The organism is Sphingosinicella sp. LHD-64, from assembly GCF_031157375.1.
GTDB lineage: Bacteria > Pseudomonadota > Alphaproteobacteria > Sphingomonadales > Sphingomonadaceae > Allosphingosinicella.
Genome location: NZ_JAVIFV010000004.1, coordinates 211283 through 222653, shown reverse-complemented (window position 1 = coordinate 222653; position 11371 = coordinate 211283). Strand labels below are relative to the sequence as shown.

The 11371-nt window shown below is 64.0% G+C and carries 9 protein-coding genes; 3 read left to right on the top strand and 6 right to left on the bottom strand.

Annotated features, from left to right (window positions below):
• The first annotated feature begins 372 nt into the window (after positions 1–372).
• The 3 genes from RCO27_RS14520 (at position 373) to RCO27_RS14510 (ending at position 4288) form a co-directional block, all read left to right on the top strand.
• Entirely contained in the window at positions 373–1641 is a 1269-nt protein-coding gene (locus RCO27_RS14520) for an FAD-dependent oxidoreductase (RefSeq protein ID WP_309003416.1), read from the top strand.
• A gap of 22 nt (positions 1642–1663) precedes the next feature.
• Positions 1664–3574: an amidohydrolase family protein gene (locus RCO27_RS14515; RefSeq protein WP_309003415.1), complete on the top strand. Its 1911-nt coding sequence runs from the start codon at positions 1664–1666 to the stop codon at positions 3572–3574.
• A gap of 84 nt (positions 3575–3658) precedes the next feature.
• Positions 3659–4288, top strand: coding sequence for an XRE family transcriptional regulator (locus RCO27_RS14510; protein WP_309003414.1), 630 nt, complete (start codon positions 3659–3661; stop codon positions 4286–4288).
• An 87-nt stretch (positions 4289–4375) separates the two neighbouring features.
• On the opposite strand, the gene RCO27_RS14505 is transcribed toward RCO27_RS14510, so the two are convergent.
• The 6 genes from RCO27_RS14505 to RCO27_RS14480 form a co-directional block, all read right to left on the bottom strand.
• Positions 4376–7237: a TonB-dependent receptor domain-containing protein gene (locus RCO27_RS14505; protein ID WP_309003413.1), complete on the bottom strand. Its 2862-nt coding sequence runs from the start codon at positions 7235–7237 to the stop codon at positions 4376–4378.
• Between the two features lie 706 nt (positions 7238–7943).
• The gene (locus RCO27_RS14500; RefSeq protein WP_309003412.1) at positions 7944–8633 is read right to left on the bottom strand and encodes an EthD domain-containing protein; all 690 of its coding nucleotides are present in this window, start codon (positions 8631–8633) and stop codon (positions 7944–7946) included.
• 3 nt (positions 8634–8636) lie between these two features.
• Positions 8637–9365: an EthD domain-containing protein gene (locus RCO27_RS14495; RefSeq protein WP_309003411.1), complete on the bottom strand. Its 729-nt coding sequence runs from the start codon at positions 9363–9365 to the stop codon at positions 8637–8639.
• 48 nt (positions 9366–9413) lie between these two features.
• A complete protein-coding gene (locus RCO27_RS14490; RefSeq protein ID WP_309003410.1) occupies positions 9414–10181 on the bottom strand; it encodes an SDR family oxidoreductase in 768 nt (255 codons plus the stop codon).
• Positions 10182–10192: 11 nt separating this feature from the next.
• The gene (locus RCO27_RS14485; RefSeq protein WP_309003409.1) at positions 10193–10954 is read right to left on the bottom strand and encodes an SDR family NAD(P)-dependent oxidoreductase; all 762 of its coding nucleotides are present in this window, start codon (positions 10952–10954) and stop codon (positions 10193–10195) included.
• A 39-nt stretch (positions 10955–10993) separates the two neighbouring features.
• The gene (locus RCO27_RS14480; RefSeq protein ID WP_309003408.1) at positions 10994–11362 is read right to left on the bottom strand and encodes a nuclear transport factor 2 family protein; all 369 of its coding nucleotides are present in this window, start codon (positions 11360–11362) and stop codon (positions 10994–10996) included.
• Positions 11363–11371 lie beyond the last annotated feature (9 nt).

Genomic DNA, 11371 nt, shown 5'->3' with positions numbered 1-11371 from the left:
CGTGCGCCGATGACGAAATTTCGCGCGATCAGATCATGGGCCATCAGCTGTGCGGACAGCGTGCGCCCAGGGCTCACGGAGGATTGCAGTCGAACGGGTCGCTCATCGTCCCGAAGAGCTGGAACGATCTAGAATCCATAGACGGAATCCTGATCCGGTGCCCGGAGGAGTGAGGCGATCCTGCGCTTCATATTCGTCTCCGAGAATCAGCTCGTCTCGGATTAGATGCAAAAATTTCCAAACGTCAACGATATTTTCTAAACTATATATTTTTTCGGGAGAAACGGCGCATTTAGCTTGATTGTTCGACGATCTCCCCTCTATTGAGGGCTAGTTTCTAATTTAGAAATTACGAAATGAACGGAGACGCCGGTGTCAACCAACGTCGTGATCATCGGCGCGGGCCTGATGGGACTGACGACCGCCTATTGGCTGAATGCCGCGGGCGCCTCGGTGCATGTCGTGGACTCGGCTCCCGGTCCCGGACTGGGCGTCAGCTTCGCCAATGGCGGTATGCTGACCCCCAGCCAGGCCAATCCCTGGAATGCGCCGGGTATCGCCAACTATGCCTTACGCAGCATCGGCGCCGAGGATTCGCCGTTCCTGATCAGGTGGGCGGCCTTTCCCAGATTGCTGCGCTGGGGGATCGACTTCCTCATGAACTCGCGGCAGTCCTCCTACCGCCGAAACGCCCGACGAAATTTCGCGCTGGGCAGTTACAGCCTTGCCCGCCATCGGGAGATTCTGGCGGCGACCGAGATCGAATGCGGGCAGGCAAGATCGGGGACGCTCCAGGTGTTCCGGGATCTGCCGGCGCTGGAAAACGCCTTCGCGATCGCCGATTTTCTCAGCCGGGACGGGCTCGTCTATCAGCGTCTCGACCGGGCTGGCCTGCTTGCACGCGAACCCGCGCTGGCATTGGGCCGATCGGAACATGTCGGCGGCCTCTTCTTCCCGGAGGACGACAGCGGCGATGCCTATCGCTTCTGCGTTGGCATGGCCGACTATCTGGTCCGCGCGGGCGTGATCTTTTCATATCGGACCTCGGTCAACAGTCTCGAAATGCGGGGGCGCCGTATTCGCGCCGCACGGAGCGACAATGGCCCCATCGCCGCGGATGTGTTCGTCATCGCCGCGGCGTCCCGCTCATCCACCCTGCTGCACCAGCTCGGCATCAAGAGCGCAATCTACCCGGTAAAGGGCTATTCGGCGACGATCCGCGGGTTCGGGGACGTCACGGACCTGCGCATTCCTCTGGTGGACATGCACCGCAAGGTTGCGATCACGCCGTTGGGCGACGCATTGAGAATTGCCGGGACGGCCGAGTTCACCGGCATGGACGAGAGCATCGACGCCGCGCGTGTCGCGATGCTGTTGCGCGATGCGGCGGAGATCGTTCCGGGGCTCGAGGGCCTGGCCCCGGACCGGATCACGAGCTGGGCCGGCCTCAGACCGGTGACGCCGACCGGCTTTCCCCTCCTGGGACGACGGGGCCGGAATCTCTTCCTCAATGCCGGCCATGGTCCGCTCGGATGGACTTTTGCCGCCGGCTCGGGCCGCATCATATCGGACCTGGTCATGCACGGGCGACACGAGCTGGCGGGACATGAGCTTGCCAGCCTGGCCATCTCCGCACCTTAGCCCTGGAAACAAGGAGCTGCTCATGAATGCCCTTCGCAGCCTTCTGTCGTTTACGGTCCTGCTTGTCGCGACGCCTGCCCTCGCCCAACCCCTCTATGACATCGTGATCCGGGGCGGAACGGTCATCGACGGCACCGGCCGCGCCGGCATTCGCGCGGACGTTGCGATCGACCAGGGCGTGATCGTTCGGATCGGCACACTGCCGGATGCGACCGCGCATGAGGTCGTCGACGCGACCGGACAGGTCGTGGCCCCGGGCTTCCTGAACATCCACAGCCATGCGCGTCCGGACGGCGTCGCGACGGCGGAGAATATGCTGACGCAGGGCGTGACGAGCGAGTTCGTCAATGCGGATGGCGGCGGGACCACCGATCTGACCGCGTCGCTGGCGCAGTTCGCCACCGACGGCCTTGCCCTGAACATCGGCGGATATGTCGGCTTCAATGCCGTCTGGGCCGAAATCGTGGGCCTGGACGACCGGCGCCCGTCCGCAATCCAGACCGACCGGATGCGCGGCGTCATCATCGCCAATCTCGAGCGTGGCGCCTGGGGCGTTTCGGGCGGGCTCGATTACAAGCCGGGCTATTATGCCTCCGCGTCCGAAGTCGCGCGCGTGATTTCCGCGGCACGGCCCTGGCGCACCCATTTCACCAATCACGACCGCCTGCGCCCGGAGGAGAATTTCAGCTCCTATCGGGGCGTCGCCGAAACGATCGGGATATCGCAGGCCGCCGGCCTGCTGCCTGTCGTCACCCATGTGAAAAGCCAGGGCGCCGAGCAGCGACAGGCCTCCCGGTTGATCGCGCTGATGGATGCGGCGACCGGGCGCGGGAACACCACCACGACCGATGTCTACCCCTATCTTGCCGGTCAATCCGGGCTGGGCGCGCTGCTGCTCCCGGCCTGGGCGCTGGAAGGTGGCCGGGACGCCATGCTTGCCCGCTTCCGCGACCCCACGCTCCGCGCCAGAGCCTCTGTCGAAGTCGAGGCGCCGCTGCGCCTGCGCTTCGGCGGCGCCGACGGCGTTTTCGACGTCAACTCCCGCCGCACGCTTGTCAGCTGGATGGAGGAGTGGAACGTCTCCGCCGGCGAGGCGCTGATCAGGCTATTGGAACAGAGCGACCGGTCGGCCATCCTGCGCTTCGGCGCGGAAGCGGATCTCGTCGCCTTCCTGCGCTACCCCGCCAGCGCGATCGCCTGTGATTGCGGCGCAGCGATTTCGCGCTTCGGCCATCCGCGATATTTCGGCAGCTTCCCCCGCGTGCTCGGCCATTATGTCCGCGAGACGGGCGTGCTGACGCTGGAGGACGCCGTTCGCCGCATGACCGGCCTCCCCGCCCAGATTACCGGCATCATTGACCGCGGCCTTCTTGCGCCGGGCATGGCGGCCGACATCGTCGTGTTCGATCCCGCCACCGTCACGGATCATGCCACATTCGAACAGCCCACCCTTCCCTCCACCGGCATCAGAACGGTGCTCGTCAACGGCGTCCTCGCGCTTCGCGATGGCGCCCCCACCGGCGCGCAAGGCGGGCAGATCCTGCTGCGGCGCGCCTATATGCCAAGCCGGCCGATGCGGCCGATCGGCATTGGTCACATGGCGGGCGAAGGGGTGATCGGAACGCAGGAGTCATGGGCGATATCGTTCGATGTCCGCCAGGCATCCGGCGATTCACGCGCATCGGGATCGCTGCGCTTGCGGGGACCGGATGGCGACTGGAGCGCATCGGCCTTCGGCATTTTGCAGACCGCGCCGGGCTGGGCCACGGTTTCGGCCATGGTGTCGGACGCCAACGGGCGCACGCGGCCGGCGATCCTTGTGTCCGACACGCAAGACCTCCGGGCGGCGGGCGGGCGCAGGCTCTTCGTGCGGTTCGGCAACGCGCCACTCTCCGGCGAGGCGCGGCGGCTGACGCTGGACGCGCCGCACTAGCCATCATGGCCTCGGGCCGAAAACCGGCGGCGGCCGGTGCGGATCACCTCTCGAACTTTCCGAAATTTCGATTATAGAAAAGTCATGACGAACAAGACTGACGAAGCGGCACAGCAGCAATCGATCCCTTCCGCCGATCCCGCCGCCCGCCTGAAGGCGATCCGTATCGGTCGCAACATGACGCTGGCTGAGCTGGGGAAGCTGGCCGGGCTGCCCGTTTCAACATTGTCGAAACTTGAGAACGGCAAGGCGTCCTTCACCTATGACAAGATGGTGCAACTGACGACCGCACTCGAGATCGACATCAGCCACCTTCTCGCCGACGAGCCCGCTTCCCCCGCCATGTCATCGCCCGCAAAGTTGCTGGGGCGCAGGAGCATCTCGCGAGCCGGCGAGGGATTCAGCGTCGATTCCGGCACGTACAATTATCTGCACCTGGCGACTGATATCCTGAACAAGAATTTCACGCCGATGATCGGAGAAATCAAAGCGAGGTCGGTCGCGGAGTTCGGTCCCTTCATCCATCACCCCGGAGAAGAGTTCGTCTACGTCATCCAGGGCGTGCTGGAACTACACACGGAGGTCTATTCGCCGGTGATCCTGAATGCGGGAGATTCCATATTCTTCGACAGCGAAATGGGGCACGCCTATGTTTCGGGGTCGGACGAGCTTTGCAAAGTCATGTCCATCTGCTGGAATGGAGATCAATCCTGATCAAGGCGGTGTCGTAGCGATGCGCGCGGTGGCCTCTCGCCAACAGCGGATCGTGTAGCTTGGAATAGGCACCTGCCCGACGGGCGCTCAGAACTGCAGGCGCGCGCCGATCCGGAAGTTGCGGCCGAGCTTGTCGTAGAGCCCGACCAGGGCATTGTAGGGGAAAGGCGGGCCGGCATTGGTGAGATTGTCGACGACCCCGTAGAGCTCGACCTGGCGGCTTGGCCGGTAGGTCACCGCCACGCTGGTGTAGAACCGGCCGGGCACGGTGTTGTCGCCGATCGAGATCGGCGAGGCCGGATCGTAGTCGGGATCGTCGGGGCCGACCAGGGTGGGGTCGATCAGGCCGCCGCCGACATAGCGGCCCTGCACCATCGCGCTCCAATTGTCGCGACGATAGCTGAGGCTGGCGTTGAGCATCCAGGTGGGCGCGTTGGTGGCGCCATTGTTGACCCCGCCCGTGAACCCACCCACGGAGCCGGCCCGCTCGACGATGCTGCCCACGCTCTGGATCACGCCGGCCGCATTGTAGCGGCGCGCATTGCCCAGACCGTCGTCGAAGATGAGATTGCGGGTATAGGTGCCGAACAGGCGGGCATTCATCGTGCCGCCCGCAAGATCGAAGCGGTAAGATGCCTCGAAATCCACGCCGCGCGCGCGAAAGCCCGCGATGTTGAGGAGCGGCGTGCGCACTTCGGTGACGGTGGTGCCGGCGAGGCTGACGAAGCCGCAGAAGAAGCCCGGTCGTCCGACGCCGATTTCGGCGCCGCAGCTGTCGAGCACCGTCTGGGCGTCGTAGGACGAGATCGCCCCGTCGATCCTGATGTCCCAATAATCGACCGAGAGCCTGAGGCCGGGAAGGACGGGCGGGCTCAGCACCAGGCCCAGGGTCAGCGTGTCGGCGGCCTCCGGGCGCAGCTGCGGATTGCCGCCGCTGCGCGTGCTGACCTGGCTGCTCACCCCGGTCAGCGGATTGCGCAGGGTGAAGAAGGCGGTGGTCTCGGCATAGAGGTCGCTGTTGTTGGGCGCGCGGATGTCGCGCGAGCGGGTGGCGCGCAAGGTGAGGAAGTCGGTGACCTCCCAGGTGCCGCCGAGCTTCCAGGTCCAGACGCCGCCGCTGGTGCTGTAGTCCGCGTAGCGGACGGCGCCATTGAGATCGAGGCGGCGGGCGAACGGCAGGTCGCGCGCGAGTGGTACGACCGCCTCGGCATAGCCTTCGACGACCTCATAGGCGCCGCGAAAGGCCTTGGGATTGCCATAGGCGAAGGCGTCGGCCTGGGACAACGGGTCGGAGAGCGCGACCGACCGCTCCGAGCGCCATTCCGCGCCCGCGGCCAGCGAGACCGGTCCCGCCCAGGTCGAGACGGGTTCGCCCTGGAGGTTGGCCGCGGCCACCTGCTGAGTGGAATCAACGTCGTAGATCGCCGTCGCGGTCACATAGTCGATGGCGGCGGCGCCGGGCGACCCCTCGCCGAACAGGTTGATCGGCACGCAGCCGGCGGCGTCGCGGCAGACGGTAGCGCCGCTCCCGTCGCGCACCGCGTCGGCGGCGAACCGCAGGTTGCGGTTGACCTTGAGATTGGCCAGGGTCGAGCGGAACTCGTTGCGGCCATAGGCATAATAGGCGTCCCAGGTCCAGCCGCCGCCGAGCGCTCCCGCGCCGCCGAGCAGGGCGCGCACGGTGGTGTTGAAGCTGCGCGAGCGGACCGGCCCGAAGTCGCGATATTCGCGGCCGAGCGAGAAGGAGGCGATGTTGTTCGCGTCCATGATCGCGCCGACGCTGGCCGGCAGGAACGGGTTGTCGCGCTGGATGACGATGCCGCCCGGCGCCGGATCGCGCGGATAAGGCGTGGTGGAGTCCGAGCCGCTGCGGCCGTAATTGAGCTCGCCGAACAGGCGCAGCGCGTCGCTGACCTCATAGTCGGCATGGACGAGCGCGATCGCGCGCTCGACCGGGCGGACGAGCGGATGTCCCGAGCGGATCGAGAAGCCCGGCTCGCCGCCGGTGAAGTCGATCGCCGAGGTGCCGACCGCGGTGCCGTAATTGAACGGCTGGGTCACGCCGCCGGGGCCGAACTGGATGCCGCGCAGCGGCTGGCCCAGCCCGGTATTGGGGCCGATGATGAGGCCGCCGCGCGTCATGGTGATCGGCGTCACGCCGCTCGCATAGAAGCGCGACGGCGCGCCCGCCGGCCGGGTGCCCGGATAGGAGACGAGCTCCTGCTGGTCACGGCCGAACGGGCGCACATAGTGATTGGCGACGCCGGCGCTCGTCACATATTCGCCGCCGACGACGAAATGGCCGTGCCCGCCGGCGAAATCGGACCCGTAGGCGAGCGAGGCGCGATATTCCTCATTGTCACCATAGGTGGTGATGGCGAAGGAGACGTCGCTCCTGAACCCGCCGAGGCGGGTGTCGAGGAGGATGTTGACGACGCCCGCGACCGCGTCCGAGCCCCATTGGGCCGAGGCGCCGCCGGTCACCACGTCGATCCGCTCGACCAGGACCGACGGGATCATGTTGAGGTCGACCTGGCCTTCGGGCGAGCTCGGCGTGAAGCGCCGGCCATTGACCAGCACGAGCGTGCGGACGTTGCCGAGGCCGCGCAGGTCCGCGAAATACTGGCCGGCATTGCGCGGCGCGGACGGATTGGCCTGGGGGCTGGCGCTGGCCCGGAAGGCCGGCACCTCGTTCAGGAACTCGCCGATCTGGGCGGTGCCGCGCGCCTGCAGCTCGGCGGCGGACAGGACGGTGGTCGGGGTTGGCGCATCGAACCCGTCGCGCACCACCCGGCTGCCGGTGATGACGATCGTGCCGGGCTCGGCCTGGGGCGGGACGGCGTTGGCGGCAACGCCGCTCGCGGGCGGCTGCGCGAGCAGCGGCGTGGCCGACGCGGCGGCCAGCACCCAGGCGGCCGCGGTCCGGCAAAGGCATCGACGATTGGGCATGGTTTCTCCCCCTTTTGCTTCGGGCAAGATTTCGCGCCGCCATTCGGCAACCACCCGCCCGTTTCATGCGAGCGTCAGAGCATTGAAAAAACAATGAGCTGTCAATAACAATCAGACGTCTGAATGTTTATCGAGCTAACTCAGCATCTTCCAAGTCACCATCGGCAACATCCAGTTCCAGGAACTGGAATGATTTGATCAATTTTTGGCGAATCACCCACATTAAGCGAATGATATTCCGTAATATTGATTTCATCCGCAGAAATAGGAAGATTTGACTTGCGCGACATCGTTGCCGGCCGCGCAGGCAGTCCGGGCTAATAAACAGACGTCGGTTTATTTGCTCCGCCGCCCTGCCCTGATACGTGCGCCGTTCCGCAATCCCTCGCCCCACGTCGATCCGCGGTCTATTCTCACGGGGCCTGGTGGAAGCGCAATCCGACGCAGGATCGACGGAGGAACCAGCGTTCTTCATCAGGTTGGACGCGGCGCCAAAACTGGCGGCGGAACGTTCACTGATCCCGATTTATAAGTCGAGATCGCCCAGATCTGGCTGCACGCGGTCCGGCCGCTTTGGGATCGAAACCCGAGAAATGGACACTGGTCACGGGCGCGCCCTATCTCACTCGAAAGGGTTCTATTGCGGCGGCAAGAGCGACAAGCGCAGAGGAACGCTAGACCCGCTTTCTCTGGCGCGGTGCGCGACCTATTTGAAGCGCTCTGCTTGCGCGAGCAGCGTAATTGCTTGGGCGGGGCGTAGCAGCAGATTTGCAAACGCATCCGGGGCCCCTGTCACCCCTTCCTCGAAAGCGGTCACAGTCGGCCACCAAAGTTCGCGAATACCGACAAAATCGCATCCGGTCGCGTGAAGCGTCAGAGAAGGCGTGCAACGCGCATGACGCAGCGCTCCGATCTGGCGTCCCAGATCAAGATCGTCTTCGCATTCCCACGGAGAGCCTCCATTGGCGAGAACCAGCTGAATCAGCTTGATGGAGGTCGCGCGGCCAGCTTCGCGCCACTGGAGAGTCCCCGCGTCTAGCGGGTCACGAGGATCCGGGCCCGAAACCAGGATGTCTTCTTCGGTGAATACGAACCTGATCCCGTCCATATCGATGAACGCGGGCTCGTCGGGCACCAGGTAGCGGAGATAGTCGGGGTGACTGGGCAGATCGCGCGCGTCGGCTTCGCTGTCGAACCAGACCTCGACCACGCCTTCGTAGAACCTCTGGTCTTCGCCGAGCAGCGCCGACCCTATCTGGTGACTCTGGACGTAGTTCCTGACAGTGCTGATCGTCCTTCCCAAGGTGCCATGCGGGTGGCGCCAATGGTCATGAAACCATTGCGAACTTACATCCCGGCGCCGTGGAAGCATGCAGAACATCTTGATCTTCGTCACCTGCTATTCTCCTGCGCTGTCACCTCGAAGCTTCGCTCCGCCAAATCCGGGAACCGGGAATACTTGCGCTACAAACCGCAACGAAACGCTGTCGGTGCCTAGGCCGGCCACGGAGGCATGCTCGACCAAGAGTGAGGCTATCGACTCCGCGTCCTCCGGACGACGAAGCCAGAACTCGTCTATACAATCAAAGACCCGCGCCAGCGGGAACGGGTTCTCGTGGGGAGGCACGGAATTGTTTCGGATATAGGCGTCAGCCAAGCCCGCAACACGAGGATCCGCAGCGGCGGCCCGCCCATATGCATCCCAGAGCCTTGTGCATTCGCCGTGCGCCAGGCCGATCGATTTCTCTCGGTACAGGAACAGCTTGTAGACCGGCGTAGCGCACTTCTTGAAAACGACTTGCTCAGTTGCGAAAGCGACGAGCACCGAAGAAAGATCGGCAAAACGCGCCTCATCCGGTCTGATCCGTTCTAGATAACGCGGATGACTGAACGCGGCGCCATACCGTGCCCAATCGCTGAACCAGAGTTCCGAGACACCTGCGATATCATTTCGCGGACCGCTCACTGAACCGTCCTGGAGCACTTCGTTCTGGCAGTAAGCCATCACCTCTGCACGGAATTCCGGCACACTCCCAACAAGCGCGCCATGACGATGCCGATAGTGATGAATACACGCTTGTCGCGACATGCCATCGGGCGGCGCGAAAGCGATCATAAACTTCATCATGGCTGGGCCTATTGTTTGTCTGACGCGCCTTCCGGGGAACTCTGCGGATCAGATCGTCAGATAGCCGCCGTCCACCGAGATAGACGCTCCCGTCACGAAGGATGCCGCATCGGACAACAGCCATGCGGCGGTTTCGCCGATCTCCGCGGGCTCTCCGAAACGGCCGATTGGATGGTGCAGTTTGAGCTGCTCGAACGCGGCGGCATGGGCGGGATCGTTCCATAGCCGCTCTATCATCGGCGTTCTGACGACGCCGGGAAGAATTGCGTTCACGCGGATTCCTTGCGCGCTGTAATCGGCAGCCGCCGCCTTGGTCAGCCCGATCACCCCATGCTTGGCGGCGACATAGTCGCTGGCGCGTACCAGCGCCACCGCGCCGAGCGCGGAGGCGGTGTTGACGATCGCGCCGCCACCCGTTTGCAGCATCGCGCGAATCTGGTGTTTCATGCAAAGGAACACGCCGGTGAGGTCGATGCGGATTGCGCGATCCCATTGCTCCGTGCTCAAATCGGCGAGCAACTGTCCGCTCTGCTCGACGCCAGCATTATTGAACGCGCCATCGATCCGGCCATAGATTTCGATCGTCTTCGCGACCAGCGCCGCCACAGACTCCTCGTTGCCGACATCTGCGGCGATGAAGCGCGCTTCGCCACCCGCTGCGCATATCCGCTCGGCCTGCTCGACGCCGATGCCGATAATGTCGGTCAACACCAAATGTGCGCCGTGACGCGCCAGAACCTGTGCGCTCGCTTCGCCGATACCGCCGGCGGCCCCTGTGACGATGATGATCTTACCCTGCAAAAAGCCCTCGGCCATTGTCAAACCCCCTACCAAGCCAATGTGCCGCCGTCGGCCACGATATCGACGCCAGTGATGAACGAGCTCTCATCCGAGGCGAGAAACAGGGCAACATTGGCGATCTCTTCGGGTTGGCCCAGGCGGTGCATCAGCGTTCGCCCGAGCATGTAATCGGCCCAGTTCTTGTCCTCGAGCAGAGGTCGTGTCTGATTTGTCTCTATGACGCCGGGCGACAGCGAATTGGCCCGGACGCCGAAGGGCGCGCCTTCCATCGCCAAGTGGCGCGTCATCGCGACGATACCGCCCTTCGCCGTGCTATGGGCGATGCCGGGTAAGGTCTTGAAGGTGGTGTGCGCCGATACGGAAGCGGTATTGACGATCGCACCCTTGCTCGCCTTTAGGTGCGGCCATGCTGCGCGGGTAAGCAGGTAGACGATGTGCACTTCTTCGTTGATCGTCTTGTACCAATCATCGATCGGCATCTCGTCGATCCAGCCGAAATAGGCCATTGCCGCATTATTGTAGAGCACGTCGATGCGACCGAACGCGTCGATCGCACGATCGATCAGCGCCTGTGCCTGTGCGGGATCCGTGAGATCACACGGGTGCAGCGAAAGCATCGTCCCGCCCGCCGCACTTACCTCATCGACCACGGCTTGCGCCGATTGCGGGTTGATGTCGCAGCCGACCAGCTTGGCTCCTTCGCGCGCGAACAGATGCGCCGCCGCACGGCCCATGCTGCCGCCGGTCCCCGTGATAATGCACACTTGATCTTGTAGTCGTCCTGCCATGCGCGATCCTTTCAGCTACTTTGCGACAAGTGGTACGGCTCAGGCCGTCGGAGGCTGGAACATGATGCCGTTGTCGACGAAGATGCGGTAATCGCATATTTTTTCGCCGCGCGCTTTCAGCAGGCTGCATCCCGGAAACGACCAGGAACGCCCGTGGATATCGACATAGTGGGCGACGGTTTCGACGGTCCATATGTCGCCGGCCTGATGGACGCCGACGATATCGTGGTGCATCTCGATGACATAGGCATAGAGCTCGGCCAGCGCCTGTTCGAGCGGGGCTTTGCCGACGGTCCCCGGATTGTTGGCGTAGCGGAAGAAGATGTCATCGGTCATGAGCGTGCTGAACGCTTGCGGTGACCGGCTGTCCGCGGCCGCAAAGATCGATTTCACCCGCTCGATATCCATCGTCATCGC

Bases quoted from the DNA above. Each gene is read 5' to 3' on its own strand.
- RCO27_RS14515 (WP_309003415.1), top strand. From the start codon at position 1,664: ATGAATGCCCTTCGCAGCCTTCTGTCGTTTACGGTCCTGCTTGTCGCG.
- RCO27_RS14510 (WP_309003414.1), top strand. From the start codon at position 3,659: ATGACGAACAAGACTGACGAAGCGGCACAGCAGCAATCGATCCCTTCC.
- RCO27_RS14505 (WP_309003413.1), bottom strand. From the start codon at position 7,237: ATGCCCAATCGTCGATGCCTTTGCCGGACCGCGGCCGCCTGGGTGCTG.
- RCO27_RS14495 (WP_309003411.1), bottom strand. From the start codon at position 9,365: ATGATGAAGTTTATGATCGCTTTCGCGCCGCCCGATGGCATGTCGCGA.
- RCO27_RS14490 (WP_309003410.1), bottom strand. From the start codon at position 10,181: ATGGCCGAGGGCTTTTTGCAGGGTAAGATCATCATCGTCACAGGGGCC.
- RCO27_RS14485 (WP_309003409.1), bottom strand. From the start codon at position 10,954: ATGGCAGGACGACTACAAGATCAAGTGTGCATTATCACGGGGACCGGC.
- RCO27_RS14480 (WP_309003408.1), bottom strand. From the start codon at position 11,362: ATGGATATCGAGCGGGTGAAATCGATCTTTGCGGCCGCGGACAGCCGG.